General features: G+C 61.2%; 17 protein-coding genes and 1 pseudogene. 4 read left to right on the forward strand and 14 right to left on the reverse strand.

Features of this window, described 5'->3' with window-relative positions; genetic code table 11:
• Position 1: 1 nt before the first annotated feature.
• Genes CRX69_RS03690 through plsB form a run of 3 tightly spaced genes read right to left on the reverse strand, consistent with a single transcriptional unit; the run spans position 2 to position 3,675 of the window.
• Positions 2–691 carry a DUF4197 domain-containing protein gene (locus tag CRX69_RS03690; RefSeq protein ID WP_076386199.1) on the reverse strand — a complete coding sequence of 230 codons (690 nt, stop codon included), beginning with the start codon at positions 689–691 and terminating at the stop codon, positions 2–4.
• A 32-nt stretch (positions 692–723) separates the two neighbouring features.
• Positions 724–1,122 (reverse strand): YbaY family lipoprotein, encoded by a 399-nt coding sequence (locus CRX69_RS03695; protein ID WP_047227547.1) that lies wholly within the window; start codon positions 1,120–1,122, stop codon positions 724–726.
• Positions 1,123–1,173: 51 nt separating this feature from the next.
• Positions 1,174–3,675 carry a glycerol-3-phosphate 1-O-acyltransferase PlsB gene (gene plsB, locus CRX69_RS03700; RefSeq protein ID WP_047227548.1) on the reverse strand — a complete coding sequence of 834 codons (2,502 nt, stop codon included), beginning with the start codon at positions 3,673–3,675 and terminating at the stop codon, positions 1,174–1,176.
• Between the two features lie 226 nt (positions 3,676–3,901).
• Between plsB and CRX69_RS03705 the strand changes: the two genes are divergently transcribed.
• The gene (locus CRX69_RS03705) at positions 3,902–4,111 is read left to right on the forward strand and encodes a cold-shock protein (RefSeq protein WP_003184959.1); all 210 of its coding nucleotides are present in this window, start codon (positions 3,902–3,904) and stop codon (positions 4,109–4,111) included.
• A 178-nt stretch (positions 4,112–4,289) separates the two neighbouring features.
• Here CRX69_RS03705 and CRX69_RS03710 read toward each other — a convergent pair whose 3' ends face one another.
• From CRX69_RS03710 to dapE, 3 genes are all read right to left on the reverse strand, one after another.
• Positions 4,290–4,667 (reverse strand): hypothetical protein, encoded by a 378-nt coding sequence (locus tag CRX69_RS03710; protein ID WP_047227549.1) that lies wholly within the window; start codon positions 4,665–4,667, stop codon positions 4,290–4,292.
• Positions 4,668–4,749: 82 nt separating this feature from the next.
• The gene (locus CRX69_RS03715; RefSeq protein WP_047227550.1) at positions 4,750–5,559 is read right to left on the reverse strand and encodes a putative RNA methyltransferase; all 810 of its coding nucleotides are present in this window, start codon (positions 5,557–5,559) and stop codon (positions 4,750–4,752) included.
• Positions 5,559–6,710, reverse strand: coding sequence for a succinyl-diaminopimelate desuccinylase (gene dapE / locus CRX69_RS03720; RefSeq protein WP_107321565.1), 1,152 nt, complete (start codon positions 6,708–6,710; stop codon positions 5,559–5,561). Before dapE ends, CRX69_RS03715 begins: the two co-directional genes overlap by 1 nt.
• 376 nt (positions 6,711–7,086) lie before the next feature.
• Between dapE and tcdA the strand changes: the two genes are divergently transcribed.
• A complete protein-coding gene (gene tcdA, locus CRX69_RS03725; RefSeq protein WP_003198205.1) occupies positions 7,087–7,899 on the forward strand; it encodes a tRNA cyclic N6-threonylcarbamoyladenosine(37) synthase TcdA in 813 nt (270 codons plus the stop codon).
• A gap of 117 nt (positions 7,900–8,016) precedes the next feature.
• On the opposite strand, the gene CRX69_RS03730 is transcribed toward tcdA, so the two are convergent.
• From CRX69_RS03730 to CRX69_RS03745, 4 genes are all read right to left on the reverse strand, one after another.
• Positions 8,017–8,421 (reverse strand): SufE family protein, encoded by a 405-nt coding sequence (locus tag CRX69_RS03730; protein WP_047227552.1) that lies wholly within the window; start codon positions 8,419–8,421, stop codon positions 8,017–8,019.
• Positions 8,418–9,623 carry an aminotransferase class V-fold PLP-dependent enzyme gene (locus tag CRX69_RS03735; RefSeq protein WP_107321566.1) on the reverse strand — a complete coding sequence of 402 codons (1,206 nt, stop codon included), beginning with the start codon at positions 9,621–9,623 and terminating at the stop codon, positions 8,418–8,420. Before CRX69_RS03735 ends, CRX69_RS03730 begins: the two co-directional genes overlap by 4 nt.
• Before the next feature lie 76 nt (positions 9,624–9,699).
• On the reverse strand, positions 9,700–10,734 hold the full coding sequence (dapD, locus tag CRX69_RS03740; protein ID WP_107321567.1) for a 2,3,4,5-tetrahydropyridine-2,6-dicarboxylate N-succinyltransferase: 1,035 nt from the start codon (positions 10,732–10,734) through the stop codon (positions 9,700–9,702).
• A gap of 32 nt (positions 10,735–10,766) precedes the next feature.
• Positions 10,767–11,129: an ArsC family reductase gene (locus CRX69_RS03745; RefSeq protein WP_076386191.1), complete on the reverse strand. Its 363-nt coding sequence runs from the start codon at positions 11,127–11,129 to the stop codon at positions 10,767–10,769.
• 319 nt (positions 11,130–11,448) lie between these two features.
• Here CRX69_RS03745 and CRX69_RS03750 point away from each other — a divergent pair, with 319 nt between their 5' ends.
• The gene (locus CRX69_RS03750) at positions 11,449–13,095 is read left to right on the forward strand and encodes a Na+/H+ antiporter (protein ID WP_107321568.1); all 1,647 of its coding nucleotides are present in this window, start codon (positions 11,449–11,451) and stop codon (positions 13,093–13,095) included.
• 9 nt (positions 13,096–13,104) lie between these two features.
• On the opposite strand, the gene CRX69_RS03755 is transcribed toward CRX69_RS03750, so the two are convergent.
• The gene (locus CRX69_RS03755) at positions 13,105–13,500 is read right to left on the reverse strand and encodes a type II toxin-antitoxin system PemK/MazF family toxin (RefSeq protein ID WP_107321569.1); all 396 of its coding nucleotides are present in this window, start codon (positions 13,498–13,500) and stop codon (positions 13,105–13,107) included.
• Between the two features lie 484 nt (positions 13,501–13,984).
• Here CRX69_RS03755 and CRX69_RS03760 point away from each other — a divergent pair, with 484 nt between their 5' ends.
• Positions 13,985–14,347, forward strand: coding sequence for a DUF6124 family protein (locus tag CRX69_RS03760; RefSeq protein WP_047227557.1), 363 nt, complete (start codon positions 13,985–13,987; stop codon positions 14,345–14,347).
• Between the two features lie 260 nt (positions 14,348–14,607).
• On the opposite strand, the gene CRX69_RS03770 is transcribed toward CRX69_RS03760, so the two are convergent.
• The 3 genes and pseudogenes from CRX69_RS03770 to dapC all read right to left on the reverse strand — a co-directional run bounded on the left by CRX69_RS03770 (position 14,608) and on the right by dapC (position 16,482).
• Positions 14,608–14,910 (reverse strand): XRE family transcriptional regulator, encoded by a 303-nt coding sequence (locus tag CRX69_RS03770; RefSeq protein WP_107321571.1) that lies wholly within the window; start codon positions 14,908–14,910, stop codon positions 14,608–14,610.
• Positions 14,888–15,094, reverse strand: a pseudogene (locus tag CRX69_RS03775) (type II toxin-antitoxin system RelE/ParE family toxin); the annotation flags it as partial. The pseudogene CRX69_RS03775 and the gene CRX69_RS03770, both read right to left, overlap by 23 nt.
• A gap of 188 nt (positions 15,095–15,282) precedes the next feature.
• A complete protein-coding gene (gene dapC / locus CRX69_RS03780; RefSeq protein WP_047227558.1) occupies positions 15,283–16,482 on the reverse strand; it encodes a succinyldiaminopimelate transaminase in 1,200 nt (399 codons plus the stop codon).
• Positions 16,483–16,491 lie beyond the last annotated feature (9 nt).

A 16,491-nucleotide genomic window follows, 5' to 3' on the forward strand; every position in this document is an offset into this window, starting at 1 on the left:
CTCAGAGCGTACCAAACACCTTCTTGGCCAAACTGCTCGCCGCCGCCGCAGGGTTCTGGCGGATGGTGGCTTCCTGTTTGCCGATCATCTCGAACAAACCGTCCAGCGCTTGTTCGGTCACGTAGTTTTCGATGTTGGCGCTTTTGGCGTCCAGCACGCCGAAGGTCGCCGCTTGGCCTGCGAACGTGTTGTATTTCTGCGCCAGGCCAACCTTGTCGGTGGCTTGCTTGACAATGGGCAGGAACTTGGCGCGGATCTGCTCGCGGCTGCTCTTGTTCAGGTACTGCGTGGCGGAATCGTTGCCGCCGCTCAGGATCCCCTTGGCATCGCTCACACTCATGTTCTTCACGGCATTGACCAGGATCGGCTGGGCCTGGACCACAGCGGCTTCAGCGGCCTGGTTCATGCTGGCTTCCAGTTGTTCGACCTGATCGCCCATGCCAAAGGCTTTCATCTTGCTGGCGACTTTACCGAGCTTGCCCGGCAGTTCGATCTTCACCTCGGGGTTGTTGCTGAAGCCACCGGGTGTGCCCAACTGCTTGACGGCTACTTGGGCGCCCTGGGTCAGTGCGTCCTTGAGGCCGCCGGTGGCGTCCTTCTGCGAGAGGTCGGCCAGGGACAGGGCCATGGTGTTGGCGCAGAACAACAGGCCGGCGCACAGGCTGGTGAAACGGAGCGTAGAGCGGAGCATGGCAGCTTCCTTGAAAAAATTAGAAAGAGAAATCAGCGGGCGGCGTTGACGCGGATCTTCAGCGGCTGTGGATCTTTGCCATCGAGCTGCACGGTGTGTTGTTCGGTGGTGATGAACATCAACTGGCCGTCCACTTCAATGCGCGCGCTCACAGCATAGCGATGGCCGGGTTTGACCTGGGCCGGATCATAGCTGAGGTGAAACGGCAGCGGGACCTGGCCCTTGACCGGACCGCTCTGTTCATCGAGCACCACCGCGGGGGCGTCGGCCAGGGACACATCCTGCAGGCTCACGCTTAAGACAGCGGTGGGCGGCAGGGCGATGCGCTGCAGGTAGAACACTTCACCGTCGAGACTGTTTTTGCTCGCCAGCGGTGCGCTGGAGCAGGCACTGAGTAACGTGGCAACGGCGACGAGAAGAAGCTTTTTCATTGGGGGCATTTCCATATTGAGGGCGCCAGAGAGAACCTGGCGCCTGTGGGGTCAGTCCGCAACCACCGGGATGACCTGATCTGCCGCATCTTCACTGCGATGCAACGCCACCTGACGGATCGACAAACGGATCTCCGCCGGCAGGACCCGCTTGGCCGCACCTTCGGCCAGTTCACCCAGCAGCTCGTGATAGCTTAGCTTGCCCGCTTCGTCCCGGCGCAGTACGTCCAGGTCCAGCATTGTCTGGATGAAATGCCGGAACAGGCTCTTGTCGAAGAATTCCGGTGCGTTCAAGCCGTGCAGGATCGACAGGCGCTGGGCCATGACCGTGCAGAGGTCTTCCAGTTCTTCAGCGCTGATGCTGTTCTGGCCGCTGTTGAGCAGCAGGGAGACGGTCATGTAGAAGCGCTGCAAGGTCTGCGCGATGCTCTTGGACAACAGGGTCAGCAGCACGAAATGCCGTGAGCTCGGGGCCGGGCGCAGATACAGGTCTTTTTCGAAACGCAGCAGCCCTTGTTCGACGAACGCTTCGAGCCATTGGTCGACCACGGCGTCCAGTTCTTCCAGTGACCAGCGAATGAACAGCTCCGATTGCAGGTAGGGGTACAAGGCGCGGGTGTAGCGCAGGATCTGTTCGCGGCTCATGCGCGAGGTGCTTTGGAAGAAACTCGCCAGCAACGCCGGCAGGGCAAAGATGTGCAGCACGTTGTTGCGGTAGTAGGTCATCAGGACGGCATTCTGCTCGTCCAGATACAGAATCTTGCCCAGGGCATCGCTCTGTTCCGACAGCAGGTGCATGCCTTTGACGTGCTCGATCAGCGCTCGACCATCGCCCTCGGGCAAGGTGGTGTGAGGCGAGTACGGCACTTTGCGCAACAACGCCAGGTACAGGTCCAGCACCCGGGCCATGGCACGGTCGTCCAGGGCCAGGCGGCTGGTGGACAGCAGCGCTAGGGCGACCAGGTTGACCGGGTTGATGGCCGCTGCTTCGTTCAGGTGCCGGGCCACCCGCTCGCCGAGGCGGTGGGTGGTTGCGTTGAGCCAGGCCGGTTTGAATTGCGGGCCCAGCTCCTGTTGGCGCCAGCCTGGCTGTTCGCCGTCGAGAAACTCCGCCAGTTTGATCGGCTCACCGAAGTTCACCGCTACTTGGCCGAAGCGCTGCTTGAGGGCACCGATGACCTTGAAAATGTCGAAGATCGATTCTTTCTTCTTGCTCGCCCCACGCAGTTCACCCAGGTAGGTGCGGCCTTCCAGGACGCGCTCATAGCCGATGTAGACCGGCACGAACACGATGGGCATGCGCGATGAGCGCAGGAAGCTGCGCAAGGTGATGGCGAGCATGCCGGTCTTGGGTTGCAGCATGCGTCCGGTGCGCGAGCGACCGCCCTCGACGAAATACTCCACCGGAAAGCCTTTGGTGAACAGTGTGTGCAGGTATTCGTTGAACACCGCGGTATAGAGCGGGTTGCCCTTGAAGGTGCGACGCATGAAAAACGCCCCGCCCCGACGCAGCAGACCGCCGATCACCGGCATGTTGAGGTTGATGCCGGCGGCGATGTGCGGCGGGGTCAGGCCGTTGCGAAACAGCAGGTACGACAGCAGCAGGTAGTCGATATGGCTGCGGTGGCACGGCACGTAGATGACTTCGTGGCCCTGGGCGACCTTCTGCACGCCTTCGATGTGGTTGACCTTGATGCCGTCGTAGATCTTGTTCCAGAACCAGCTCAGCACCACTTCCAGGAAACGGATCGCGGTGTAGGTGTAGTCCGAGGCGATTTCGTTGCCGTAACGCAGCGCTTGGGCCTTGGCTTTTTCCGGGGTGATTTTTTCCCGCTCGGCCTCGTCGGCAATCGCCTGTTTGACCAGCGGCTGGTTCAGCAGCCCCTTGACCAGATTGCGTCGGTGGGAAATGTCCGGGCCAATGACCGCCGCTTTCAAGTTGCGAAAATGTATCCGCAGGATCCGCTGGGCCATGCGCACGGTGCGTTCGTGGCCCTTGTCGTGCTCGATCAGTTCGCGCAAATGGATCGGCGCGGAAAACTGCACGCGGGTCTTGCGCCCCAGGATCATGATGCTCAGCAAGCGCCGCAGCCGGCCAGTGACGGCCCAGCTGTCGGCGAACAACAGTTTCCACGGGCTGGATTCGCTGTCGGGCGACTGCCCCCAAAACACGCTGACCGGGATGATCTGTGCGTCTTCGGCGGCGTTGTGGGTCAGGGCATTGACCAGTCGCGTCAGGGTCGGCGGCGCGCCACGTTTGTCCTGCCGGCCGAGCCAGTCCGGCTCCGGGGTCAGGTAGAAAAACGCCGCCGGTTCCAACAGGTTGCCCACGGACACCGGCAGTACCGGGCGGGGCAGGCCAGCCTTGGTGCACTCGGTGTCGAGCACCGCCAGGTCGGTGAGCGAAGGGTTTTGCAGGACGTAGAACACCGGACGACTGCGGTCGAGGTTGAGGGTGAAGGACGACTGATTGATCGTCTCGGAGCGAACCCAGAGGTACAACAGTCGGCGCAGGGTGCCAAACACAAGACGGCGGAACGGGGAACGGGTCATACGGCTTCTGCATGAGTGGATAAGATAAAGCGGCGGCTAGTGTGCCGGATTCGTCGAAAATCGGCAAAAAAGCGCCGAAGTAAAGTCAGTTGAGAGTTTTTACGTCTGTCATATACTCGGGCAGCTGACTGCCTCTGCCTTCCTCGTGGACGGCCGGACGGCGGCGAAGATCGTACGGCTTTCTATCGAAAGGCCGACTTAAAAATAAAAATGGGAGTGAGCAATCATGGCAGCACGCGAAACCGGCAATGTGAAGTGGTTCAACGACGCCAAAGGCTACGGCTTCATCCAGCGTGAAGGCGGGGCGGATGTATTCGTGCATTACCGCGCGATCCGTGGCGAAGGCCATCGTTCTCTGACTGAAGGCCAGCAGGTCGAGTACGCGGTGGTGGAAGGGCAGAAGGGCTTGCAGGCTGAGGATGTGGTGGGGTTGTAACCCGCATTCACTGGCGACACAAAACCCCTTTGTGGGAGCGAGCCTGCTCGCGATAGCGGTGTATCAGGCAATGCATCATTGACTGTCACACCGCTATCGCGAGCAGGCTCGCTCCCACATGGGTTGTGCTTTTACCTTTGTATCTGCGGCGGGCATCGCGAGGGTGGCCCTCAGATAGTCACGCCGTCTTCCAGGTAATCTCTTCTTCCCCATCGGCGCTGATGCGAATCCAGCGATCGGCCGATTCCTCACCTTCTTCCTCCACCCACGACCCAGGTGCGCAGCGCACTTCGACGTTCAGCGCGGCAAAGGCTGCACGGGCGCAGGCGATGTCGTCTTCCCACGGGGTCTGGTCGCTTTCCAGGTACAGGCTGTTCCATTTACCCACAGCCTTGGGTAGCCAGGTCACCGGGATATCGCCGGCCTTGCACTTGTAAGTCTGGCCTTTCTGGACCCAGTCGCTGCACGGGCCCAGGGCCTGGCCGAGCCACGCGGCAATGGCCTTGTGATCGACGTCGGCGTCTTTGAGGTAAATCTCGATATCGGGTTGGCGCATGGATGTCCTCACTGCGGTCTTGAAAAATCCATTCGCGGATTTAACTGGCCTCTGGCGGTTGCCCGAGGCCGGGAATTAAAAGTTATTGAAGAACGAAATAATCGTAGCGCATCGACACGGTGACCTCGAACGGCTCGGCCTGCTCGATCACGCTGGCGCGGCGTTCGGCACTGGCGCGCCAGCCGTGGGGCGTCATCGCCAACAGGTTGGCGCGGTCCTGGCCACTTATGAGTGTGAGCTTGAACTCGAGGGTTTCGCTGTGATCGAGCACCATGCCCGACGGCACCAGGGCCAGGTGTTTGTCATCCGTGTACTGGCGCACTTCGTCGTACAGTCGCTCGCGCAATTCCATCAGGTGGCCGCTGGTCGGGCCGACCTTCATCAGGCCGCCACCGGGGCTGAGCAGGCGTTTGGCCTCCTGCCAGTCCAGCGGGCTGAACACGCTGGCCAGAAACTGGCAGCAGCCGTCCGCCAGCGGTACGCGGGCCATGCTGGCGATCAACCAGGTCAGCCGTGGATCGCGTTTGCAGGCGCGTTTGACCGCCTCGCGGGAAATGTCCAGGGCGTAGCCATCGGCATCCGGCAAGGCGTCGGCGATCTGCGCGGTGTAGTAACCCTCGCCACAGCCGATGTCCAGCCAGCGACCGGGCGCGCGCTCGGCGGCCAGTTCGGCCAGGCGCCGGGCGACAGGGGCGTAATGCCCGGCGTTGAGGAAGTCGCGGCGGGCTTCGACCATCGCCTGGTTGTCGCCGGGATCGCGGCTGTTCTTGTGCTGCACCGGCAGCAGGTTCAGGTAACCCTGCCGCGCGCGGTCGAAGCGATGGCCGGCCGGGCACACCACGCCGTTGTCCACCGCGTTCAGCGGTTCACTGCAGATCGGGCAGGCGAGCATCAGGCGAGCAACTTGATCAGCGTCTTGTAGTAGATCTCGGTCAGTACGTCGAGATCGGCCGCCAGCACGCGCTCGTTGACCTGGTGGATGGTCGCGTTGACCGGCCCCAGTTCCACCACTTGGGTGCCCATGGTGGCGATGAAGCGGCCATCGGAGGTGCCACCGCTGGTGGAGGCTTTTGTCTCGCGACCGGTGACATCCTTGATGCTCGAAGACACGGCATCCAGCAACGCGCCTGGTTCGGTGAGGAATGGCAGGCCCGACAACGCCCAATCGATGTGCCAGTCCAGTTGATGCTTGTCGAGGATATCGGCGACGCGTTTTTGCAAGCCTTCGACGGTGGACTCGGTAGAGAAGCGGAAGTTGAACACCGCCACCAGGTCGCCAGGGATCACGTTGGTCGCGCCAGTGCCGGCGTTGAGGTTGGAAATCTGGAAACTGGTGGGCGGGAAGAAGTCGTTGCCGTGGTCCCAATGCTCGGCGGCCAACTCTGCCAGGGCCGGCGCGGCCAGATGGATGGGGTTCTTCGCCAGGTGCGGATAGGCCACGTGGCCTTGCTTGCCGCGCACCGTCAGTTTGGCGCCGAGGGAGCCGCGGCGGCCGTTCTTGACCACGTCACCCACCAGGGTGGTGCTCGACGGCTCGCCGACGATGCACCAGTCCAGGCGTTCCTGGCGGGCCTTGAGGCGCTCGACCACGGCCTTGGTGCCGTGGTGGGCCGGGCCTTCTTCGTCGCTGGTGATCAGAAAGGTGATCGAGCCCTTGTGGTCCGGGTAGTCGGCGACAAACCGTTCCGCTGCCACCACCATCGCCGCCAGGCTGCCTTTCATGTCCGCCGCGCCACGGCCACAGAGCATGCCCTGTTCGTCGATGACCGCATCGAACGGGTCGAGCTGCCAGGCCTGCACTGGACCGGTCGGCACCACGTCGGTGTGCCCGGCGAAACACAGCACCGGGCCGTCATGCTTGCCATGGCTGGCCCAGAAGTTATCCACATCCTCGATGCGCATCGGTTCGAGCGTAAAGCCCGCGCTGCCCAGGCGCTGCATCATCAGTTTCTGGCAATCGGCATCCACCGGCGTCACGGACGGACGGCGGATCAGGTCGCAGGCGAGTTGCAGGGTCGGCGAGAGGTCGGCGTGGGCCGTCATGGAAAACTCCGAAAGCTGGAAAGGAGATCACAGTCCATGTGGGAGCGGGCTTGCTCGCGAAGCTTTTAGCGTCAGTGATGACGCCTTCGCGAGCAAGCCCGCTCCCACAGGTCCTGAGTTCGACCGTTGGATTGTATTCGGTCGAGGCTTACAAAATGGCGGTTATCTTATAGCAAAACGACCCCGGTGGGCCCCTGGTGCTGGTCAGTTGGACCACGAAACCTGTGGGAGCGAGCTTGCTCGCGATGCGGTGGATCAGTCGACATTGATATTGACTGGACCGATGCCATCGCGAGCAGGCTCGCTCCCACAGAGGTTTTGCTTAAATTGCTACGACAAAGCCCTATAATGCGCGCCGGTTTTTGGGGTAATGGTCATGAGTACAGAAGATCCACGGTTTGCCGGTATCGCCCGTTTGTATGGCATCGAAGGCCTGGAGCGCCTGCGGGCGGCCCATGTGGCGATTGTCGGGGTGGGCGGCGTTGGTTCCTGGGCGGCGGAAGCCATCGCCCGGTGCGGCGTGGGCGAGATTTCGCTGTTCGACCTGGATGATGTCTGCGTCAGCAATGCCAACCGCCAACTGCACGCCCTGGACAGCACCGTCGGCAAACCCAAGGTCGAGGTGATGGCCGAGCGCCTACGCGGCATCAATCCCGACTGCACGGTGCATGCCGTGGCGGATTTCGTCACCCGCGACACCATGGCCGAATACATCACGCCGAACATCGATTGCGTGATCGACTGCATCGACAGCGTCAACGCCAAGGCGGCGCTGATCGCCTGGTGCAAGCGCCGCAAGATCCAGATCATCACCACCGGCGGCGCGGGCGGGCAGATCGACCCGACGTTGATCCAGGTGTGCGACTTGAACCGCACGTTCAATGATCCGCTGGCCTCGAAAGTGCGTTCTACCTTGCGCCGCGATTACGGTTTTTCCCGTACCGTGACCCGCCATTACAGCGTGCCCTGCGTGTTCTCCACCGAGCAACTGCGCTACCCGAAACCGGACGGCAGCATTTGCTTGCAGAAGAGCTTTGTCGGCGATGGCGTCAAGCTCGACTGTGCTGGCGGGTTTGGTGCGGTGATGATGGTCACGGCGACGTTCGGCATGGTCGCGGCGACCAAGGCTGTGGATAAGATTGTGGCGGGTGTGCGGCGGCCGGCGGACCGGGTTAAGCCTCAGGTTTGAGCACTGGGGCTGATGGCCTCATCGCGAGCAGGCTCGCTCCCACATTGGATCTCATGGAACACAAGTTTTGTGTACGACACGGATCCCCTGTGGGAGCGAGCCTGCTCGCGATGGCGATCATTCAGTCAACTCAAGCATCCGCTTCAACACCGCATTCAAACCATTGCTGCGCGAAGGCGACAACTGCCGTGACAATCCCAACTGATTGAACCACCCCGGCAAATCCACCTGCTGCAACTCGTCAGCCGACAAGCCGTTGACCCGCGCCAGCAGCAACGCCACCAGCCCACGAATCAACCGCGCATCGCTGCTGGCGGCAAACTGCCAATGTCCGTCCTGCAGCCGTCCCACCAACCACACCTGACTTTCACAACCATGGACGAGATTGGCGTCGCACTTATCCGCATCGCTCAAGGGCGGCAGGCGCTCGCCCCATTGCATCAGTAGCCGGGCGCGTTGTTCCCAACCCGATGCGTCCTGAAACACTTGCAGCGCTGTGGCCGCGTCGGCCGGCAGGCTCATCGGAGCATCTCCAGGGCCTGGTCCAGAGCCTCGAAGAAGCGTTCGATATCGGCGGAGTCGTTGTACAGCGCCAGCGACACGCGAATCGCCCCCGACAGCTTCAGATGTTTGAACAGCGGCATGGCGCAGTGATGCCCGGCGCGTACAGCGATGCCTTGTTCGGTCAGCAAGTGGGCCAGGTCGGCGTTGTGCACGCCTTCGACCACGAAGCTGACCAGGGCCAGGCTCGGATTGCCCACCAGGCGGACGCCATTGCGCGCCAGCAGCCCGTGAAGCAGGTAGTCATGCAGTGCAGTTTCATGGTCGCTGACTGCCTGCGGGTCGAGGCCGGACAGGTAGTCGAGGGTCGCGCCCAGGCCGATCACACTGGCAATCGGCGGCGTGCCGGCTTCGAAGCCCAGTGGCGCCGGACGGAACGTGGCGCTGTGGTAGTCGGCCTGTTGCACCATCTCGCCGCCGAACTGCCAATGACGCAGTTGATGAAGCGCTTCGGTGCGGCCGAACAACACGCCCAGTCCTTCGGGGCCATAGAGCTTGTGGCTGGAAAATACATAAAAGTCGCAGCCCAGTGCCTCCACATCGTGACGGCCATGAACCACACCCTGGGCGCCATCGATCACCGTCAGCGCGCCTTGGACCTTGGCCAGGGCCAATAGCGCTGGCAAGGGCTGCCAGGTGCCCAGCACGTTGGACAGCTGGCTCACCGCCAGCAGGCGCGTACGTGGGCCGATCAGTTCGGCGGCGGCGCTGATATCGATCACCCCGTCGGCACCCAGCGGCAACACCACCAGCGTCAACGCACGACGCTCGGCCAGTTGTTGCCACGGCAGCAGGTTGGCGTGGTGTTCCAGGGCACTGATGACGATTTCATCGCCCGGATTGAAAAGATGTTCCAGCCCATAGGCCAGAAGATTCAGCGCCGAAGTGGCGCCATGGGTGAAGACGATTTGCCCGCAATCCCCGGCATTGAGCCATTGCGACACTTTGAGTCGGCTGTCTTCGAATGCCTGGGTCGCATGGGCGCCCGGCAGATGCTGTGCGCGATGCACGTTGGCCGCGCCATTGGCGTAGTAATGCGCCAGGGCGTCCAGCAGGGCTTGGGGTTTTTGCGTGGTGGCGGCGTTGTCCAGGTAGGTCTGGCCTTGCCGTTGCAAGGCGGCGATGGCCGGGAAATCGGCGCGCCAGGGAGAGGGAATCAACATGCTTTCGGGCCCTGCTGGAGTTACGCCGGACCCTGTGGGAGCAAGGTTGCTCCCACAGGTGATGGTGTGAAGCGGCTTAGTTGTGGGCGTGCAGTGCTTCGTTCAGCTCGATGGCCGATTTATGGGTTTTGCATTCCACCGCGCCGGTCTCGGAGTTGCGGCGGAACAGCAGATCGGGCTGGCCGGCCAGCTCGCGGGCCTTGACCACCTTGACCAGTTGGTTGTTCTCGTCCAGCAGCGCCACCTTGGTGCCGGCGGTCACGTACAGGCCCGACTCCACGGTGTTGCGGTCGCCCAGCGGAATGCCGATGCCGGCGTTGGCACCGATCAGGCAGCCTTCACCGACCTTGATCACGATGTTGCCGCCGCCCGACAGGGTGCCCATGGTCGAGCAACCGCCGCCCAAGTCCGAACCCTTGCCGACGAACACGCCAGCCGATACACGGCCTTCGATCATGCCCGGGCCTTCGGTGCCGGCGTTGAAGTTGACGAAACCTTCGTGCATCACCGTGGTGCCTTCGCCCACGTAGGCGCCCAGGCGGATCCGCGCGGCATCGGCGATACGCACGCCAGCCGGGACCACGTAGTCAGTCATTTTCGGGAACTTGTCCACCGAGAACACTTCCAGCAGCTCGCCGCGCAGACGGGCTTCGAGCTGGTGCTCGGCCAATTCGCCCAGGTCGATTGCGCCCTGGCTGGTCCAGGCCACGTTCGGCAGCAGCGGGAAAATACCGGTCAGGTTCAGGCCGTGAGGCTTGACCAGGCGGTGGGACAACAGATGCAGCTTGAGGTAGGCCTCGGGCGTGGAGCTCAGTTGGGCGTCTTCAGCCAGCAGGGTGGCGACCAGCGGCTTATGGCTCTCGGCCAGACGGGTCAGCAACGCGGCTTGCCCAGCATCGACGCCCTTGAGCGCGTCAGCCAGTTGCGAAGCCTGGGCGGTGGTGAAGGTGATGGCCTGGTTGCCTTCGCTATAGCCCAGAATCGGCGCGATGGCCTTAACGATCTCGGCCGAAGGGTTGAGCAACGGTTGGGCGTAGAACACTTCCAGCCAGCTACCTTGACGGTTTTGCGTGCCGACACCGAAGGCCAGGCTGAACAGAGTATTGGACATGAAATTACCTCTACAAAATGGACTGGGCAGGCTTACTTGATTTCTGCCGCATATATATCTGGCTTGAAGCCAATCAGGGTTCGGTCACCGAGATCAAGCACCGGGCGCTTGATCATCGAGGGTTGGCCGAGCATCAGTTCGATGGCTTTCGTCTGGTCGAGATCGGCTTTGCGTTCGTCGTCGAGTTTGCGAAAGGTCGTACCGGCACGGTTCAACACCACTTGCCAGCCATGCTCGTTGCACCATTGGGTCAGGTGCTCACGGTCGATGCCGGCGGTCTTGTAATCGTGAAAGTCGTAGTGCACAGCGTGTTCATCGAGCCAGGTGCGCGCCTTTTTCATCGTGTCACAGGCTTTGATACCGAAAAGGTGCAACGTTTTACTTGAATCGGTCAAGGAATTGCCCCCTTTGCAGGTGCTGGAAATAAAAGGTCAAGGATTATGCCATGACCGGACGGTTTCGCGACGCCAGATCGGCATGCACCCAAACCTGTGGGCGAGTCTGTGGGAGCAAAGCTTGCTCGCGATACAGGCGACACGGTTCAACTGCAAGACTGCGCCATCGTTCATCGCGAGCAAGCTTTGCTCCCACAGGCTCATTCCACAGGGCTGACTGCGACATAGGTGTAGCGGCCAAGTTAATGCTAGGCGGTTAATATGGCACTTCAACGGCAAGCTGTTGCCGGATGTGTGTCGCTGTGAATGGAAACTCGTTATGCAAAGCGCTTATACCGTGCTGATCCTGTTGACGCTGGTGGGTGTTTCACGGCTGATCGGACGGTTGATTCCGCTGCCGTTGCCCTTGGTGCAGATCGGCGCAGGGGCGTTGCTGGCCTGGCCATCCCTGGGTTTGCATGTAACGCTCAATCCGGAGTTGTTCCTGTTTTTATTCCTGCCACCGCTGCTGTTCTCCGACGGCTGGCGTATGCCCAAGCGCGAATTCTGGCGCCTGCGCGGGCCGATCCTGACACTGGCGGTGGGGCTGGTGCTGTTTACGGTGGTGGGCGCCGGTTATTTCATTCACTGGCTGCTGCCGAGCATCCCGCTGCCGGTGGCGTTTGCCCTGGCGGCGGTCCTGTCGCCGACCGACGCGGTGGCGGTGTCGGCGATTGCTCGCGACCGCTTGCCCGGCCCCCTGATGCACATGCTCCAGGGCGAAGCGCTGATGAACGACGCCTCGGGCCTGGTCACCTTCAAGTTCGCCCTGGCGGCGGCCATCACCGGGGTGTTTTCCCTGGCCAACGCGAGCCTGACCTTCATGCTGGTGGCGATCGGTGGACTGCTGGTCGGCGTGGCCTTGAGTTGGCTGGTGGGCCGTATGCGGGCCTGGATGATCGGGCGCGGCTGGGACGACCCGGCCACCCACGTAGTGTTCATGTTGCTGTTGCCATTCGCGGCCTATGTGCTGGCTGAACGTTTGGGCGCTTCGGGGATTCTCTCGGCAGTGGCGGCCGGCATGATGCAGAGCTGGCTCGACCTGCTGCCGCGCCAGACCGGCACGCGGTTGCTCAACCGCAGCGTCTGGTCACTGCTGGAGTTCGCCTTCAACGGCTTGATCTTCCTGCTGCTGGGCCTGCAATTGCCGGACATCGCCAAGGCGGTGACCAGCCACGAAACCACATTGTGGCCGACGCTGTTCTACCGCTGCCTGGACGTGGTGGCGATTTTCCTGGTGTTGCTGGTGCTGCGGTTTGTCTGGGTGCAAAGCACCTGGCGCCTGTCCGGGCTATTGCGCCGCTGGCGTGGCAAGGGCGAGCTGACGCTCGTGCCGACTGCGCGCTCCTGCTGGTTGCTGACCTTCGGCGGGGTGCGCGGAGCGGTGACACTGGCGGGCGTGCTGTCGGTGCCGATGCTGTTGGCGGCGGGTGAGCCGTTTCCCGAGCGAGACTTGCTGATCTTCATTGCCGCCGGGGTGATTCTGCTGTCATTGATCGCCGCCTGCATCGCCCTGCCATTGCTGCTGCGAGGTATCGAGAAAAGCCCCGATGACAAGCGCCGCCACGAAGTGCGCGATGCCTGGCGCAAAACTGCTGAAGCGGCGATCCATGCATTGGAAGTGGACGAAACGAGCGAGGCTGCCAGCGCGCCCGACGCGACCCAAGCGGCGCTGGCGACCGAGGTCAAGGCGCGGTTGATGTCTGAATATCGCCATCAGTTGGAGGTGTTCAACGACTCCGCCGAAGCCCAGGCGCTGGCGTTTGAGATGGACCTGCTGGAACGCCGGCTGCGCTTGAAGGCCTATCGGGCGCAGCGGCTGGAGTTGTATCGCCTCAGCCGTCATCACCAGATTGGGGATGATGTGCTGCGAGAGGTGCTGGGGGAGTTGGATCTGGCGGAGGCGAATTTGGGGTTGGGTAAATAACGGTTGGGGTTAGAGCGGAAGGTAGGCCTTCACACCGGCGATCACGCCTTGCATGTCTTCAGAGCCCAGGCGAGGAACGAAGTACTCTCGGCCCTTGGATCGAGTCTTTTTATGCAGCTTGTCCAGACGTTCAAAACTCACGGTATAAATCATGTCGCACTTCACCCACAGCTCTTTGCAGCCATCGGACTGGAGGGGGTTGGTGCGGAGCAGGTGGTGCCAGTCCTGCTGAGTTTGTGGAGTTGTGGAGGAAATCGGCACCACAGTGCAGAGCTTGCGACTGTGTGTGGCAGTAGGAGAGATCACCACCACCTTGCGGATCTTCAGCATTTCAGGCGCAACAAAGCCCCGCGTGAAGTCGCAAAGAAGAACATCGCCTTGCTTGGGATGGTAATAAAGAGGCATTCCTTATCCTCATAAAAAAGCAAAGCCGCCCGAAGGCGGCTTCAATCGACACGCAGTTGAGCTTGCTTCGCCCTTTCTGCGCCGCTGGGTCAACCTCGAGAGGGACCCAGACTCCTGCCAGCTTTCGCTGGTGACGGGGAGGATTATGGCTACAGGGGATAGCGAATTCAAGCCAGCTTGAACCCTCGTAACAGGGTTGAATGAGATCTTTCGGTGTACAAAGTAAGCGAAATCAACGGCTTGGCGTTCGCGGTACGTTTTATGTCTTTTCTTGTCTGAGCAGACAGACCGTGGTCTGTCAGACGCGCCGAAGTTTCCGACAAGTTTTTAAGGTTGTCCGTCGGAAGCGAGGGCTCTAGCCTCTGGGTGTCGCTGCCAATTCAGCGACCGGACGTGAGAATCCGAACAAAACCTCTAGGAGCACGGGCTTCTGCGCTATCCAAGCGCGGGGCTTTACATACTTCAGCTCTAGGGAGCAATTTTGATGGACAACAAAGAGACTCAAAACGCACCAAAGCCCGCATCCACTTTCCCCTACGGCGATTACGCACCCGAAAAACTGCAAGAAGCCGCTGATCGTGTGCTGGATCACTATCTCAAACCTGACGACAGCGAGTCAGAACCCAAGCCCTCAGTACAGCTATTCACTGTGGCTGACGGTATCGACACCGAAGTGTTGCTGGCCAATCTCAGCGAAACCCTGGCTTCGGCCAATGCAATGCTCAATGACCTTGCCTTCGATCAGGACGGCTCGCGACGACATGTAGCATTGGGAGTGGCCCAGATGATTGAGTTGGGGATGTTGTTGGCGAACAAGTGCCTGGATCGAGTAGAGCTTCGGGCTTGATGTAATAGTGCCGTCCTCATCGCGAGCAAGCTTTGCTCCCACAGGATCCGGTATCGATATGGATCGTTCCCACGCTCTGCGTGGGAATGCCGCCAGGGACGCTCCGCGTTCCGCTTCGGGGATGTGACGCAGAGCGTCACGGGATGCATTCCCACGCAGAGCGTGGGAACGATCAAACGGAATACATCAGGCAGATTGAGTTGACTGCTTTGGGCTGCTACGCAGCCCAGCGGGAGCAAGCTCCCTCGCCACAACAGCGCTTATGCGTGAGCCTCTTCCTGCTCGGGAACCAGCCGCACTTCCACTCTCTGACCCAACGCACGCGCTGCGCTGGCAAGCTTTGCCAGCGTCATTCCTGCATCGTTCTGATCCAACGCACGATCAACAGCAGTGCGACTGGTGTGCATCCGCTGTGCAAGGGCCTTTTTGGTCACTTTCTGAAGTTTCATTGCTTCGGCAATCTGCCAGGCAATAACGCGTTTGAGCGCAGCTGCGGAAACTTCTTCGGCGATACCTTGCTCGGCGAGGAAGTCGTCAAAATCAGATCCGATGTGCTTGTTCATTTGCTGTGCCTAATAGTCTTGCTTTGCGCTGCTTGGCAGTTGCCATGTCGGTGGTTGGCGTTTTTTGACTTTTCTTTATGAAAGCGTGGAGTAGAACCATGTCAGAGCCCACCACAGTGAAAAGAACGCGGGCGATGGTATCTCCAAGGTCAATCCTGACCTCCCATAGCCCAGTGTCCAGTTTGGGGGCGATATCAACCATGGATGGAGTGCACCGAAATAGGTGCATTGCGCAACCCGGGAGTCACTGAGAATTTGTACAGGGCCCCAAGACTGCGGTGTGTCAGAGCACTGCTTTGGGGCCGCTTCGCAGCCCAGCGGGGATAAATCCCCTCGCCACAACAGCAGTTCGCTCAAGTCCTGGTGCAGCCATCAACCCCGACGCTGAATGAACGCGCGAATCCGCTCCGCCGCTTCCACACATTCAGCCAATGGCGCGACCAGGGCCATGCGCACGCGTCCGGCGCCTGGGTTGACGCCATCCACTTCGCGGGACAGGTACGAGCCCGGTACCACGGTCACGTGTTCCTGTTCGAACAGGTCACGGCAGAACGCCGCATCATCACCCGCTACGTTCGGCCACAGGTAGAAGCTACCGTCGGGGCGTTGCACGTCCAGTACCGGGCTGAGGATTTCCAGTACCGCGTCGAACTTTTCCCGGTACAGCGCGCGGTTGGCCCGTACGTGCACTTCGTCGTTCCATGCGGCGATGCTCGCCAGTTGGGTCTGAACCGGCATCGCGCAGCCGTGGTAGGTGCGATACAGCAAGAAGCCCTTGAGGATGTCCGCATCGCCGGCCACGAAACCGGAGCGCAGGCCTGGCAGGTTGGAGCGTTTGGACAGGCTGTGGAACACCACGCAGCGCTTGAAATCCTGGCGGCCGAGCTCGACGCAGGCGCTGAGCAGCCCTGGTGGCGGGGTCTGTTCGTCGAAGTACAGCTCGCTGTAGCACTCGTCCGCGGCAATCACGAAGTCGTGCTCGTCGGCCAGGGCAATGAGCCTCTTCAGCACATCCACCGGGATCAGCGCCCCGGTCGGGTTGCCCGGGGAGCACAGGAACAGGATCTGGCAACGTTTCCAGATGTCCGGCGAGACCGCATCGAAATCCGGATTGAAGCCGTTTTCGTCCAGGCACGGCAGGTAGTGTGGCTTGGCTCCGGCCAGGAACGCGGCACCTTCATAGATCTGATAAAACGGATTCGGGCTGACCACCAGCGCGTCGTCGCCACGGTTGACCACGGTCTGGGTGAAGGCAAACAGCGCTTCACGGGTGCCATTGACCGGCAGCACGTGGCGCGCCGGGTCCAGCCAGCCGTTCGGCACGTTGAAGCGGCGCTCGCACCAGCCGGTGATGGCTTCACGCAATTCCGGGATGCCGAGGGTGGTCGGGTACACGGCCATTTTTTCCAGATTGCTGGCCAGGGCTTCAGCCACAAAGCTTGGCGAGCGGTGCTTGGGCTCGCCGATGGACAGCGCGATCGGGCGTTTGTCCGGGTTGGGCGTGACGCTGCCCAGCAGGGCGCGGAGCTTTTCGAACGGGTAGGGCTGCAACTGGTTCAGAGCGTTGTTCATCGGGGGCCT

This window comes from Pseudomonas rhizophila (assembly GCF_003033885.1).
In the GTDB taxonomy this organism is placed as follows: Bacteria; Pseudomonadota; Gammaproteobacteria; order Pseudomonadales; family Pseudomonadaceae; genus Aquipseudomonas; species Aquipseudomonas rhizophila.

Excerpts from the sequence above, each read along its gene's own strand:
- tcdA (WP_003198205.1), top strand. The coding sequence starts at position 7,087 with ATGAGTACAGAAGATCCACGGTTTGCCGGTATCGCCCGTTTGTATGGC.
- CRX69_RS03730 (WP_047227552.1), bottom strand. The coding sequence starts at position 8,421 with ATGAGCCTGCCGGCCGACGCGGCCACAGCGCTGCAAGTGTTTCAGGAC.
- CRX69_RS03760 (WP_047227557.1), top strand. The coding sequence starts at position 13,985 with ATGGACAACAAAGAGACTCAAAACGCACCAAAGCCCGCATCCACTTTC.
- dapC (WP_047227558.1), bottom strand. The coding sequence starts at position 16,482 with ATGAACAACGCTCTGAACCAGTTGCAGCCCTACCCGTTCGAAAAGCTC.
- CRX69_RS03750 (WP_107321568.1), top strand. The coding sequence starts at position 11,449 with ATGCAAAGCGCTTATACCGTGCTGATCCTGTTGACGCTGGTGGGTGTT.
- dapE (WP_107321565.1), bottom strand. The coding sequence starts at position 6,710 with ATGACGGCCCACGCCGACCTCTCGCCGACCCTGCAACTCGCCTGCGAC.
- plsB (WP_047227548.1), bottom strand. The coding sequence starts at position 3,675 with ATGACCCGTTCCCCGTTCCGCCGTCTTGTGTTTGGCACCCTGCGCCGA.
- dapD (WP_107321567.1), bottom strand. The coding sequence starts at position 10,734 with ATGTCCAATACTCTGTTCAGCCTGGCCTTCGGTGTCGGCACGCAAAAC.
- CRX69_RS03690 (WP_076386199.1), bottom strand. The coding sequence starts at position 691 with ATGCTCCGCTCTACGCTCCGTTTCACCAGCCTGTGCGCCGGCCTGTTG.
- CRX69_RS03755 (WP_107321569.1), bottom strand. The coding sequence starts at position 13,500 with ATGCCTCTTTATTACCATCCCAAGCAAGGCGATGTTCTTCTTTGCGAC.
- CRX69_RS03735 (WP_107321566.1), bottom strand. The coding sequence starts at position 9,623 with ATGTTGATTCCCTCTCCCTGGCGCGCCGATTTCCCGGCCATCGCCGCC.
- CRX69_RS03705 (WP_003184959.1), top strand. The coding sequence starts at position 3,902 with ATGGCAGCACGCGAAACCGGCAATGTGAAGTGGTTCAACGACGCCAAA.
- CRX69_RS03715 (WP_047227550.1), bottom strand. The coding sequence starts at position 5,559 with ATGCTCGCCTGCCCGATCTGCAGTGAACCGCTGAACGCGGTGGACAAC.
- CRX69_RS03770 (WP_107321571.1), bottom strand. The coding sequence starts at position 14,910 with ATGAACAAGCACATCGGATCTGATTTTGACGACTTCCTCGCCGAGCAA.
- CRX69_RS03695 (WP_047227547.1), bottom strand. The coding sequence starts at position 1,122 with ATGAAAAAGCTTCTTCTCGTCGCCGTTGCCACGTTACTCAGTGCCTGC.
- CRX69_RS03710 (WP_047227549.1), bottom strand. The coding sequence starts at position 4,667 with ATGCGCCAACCCGATATCGAGATTTACCTCAAAGACGCCGACGTCGAT.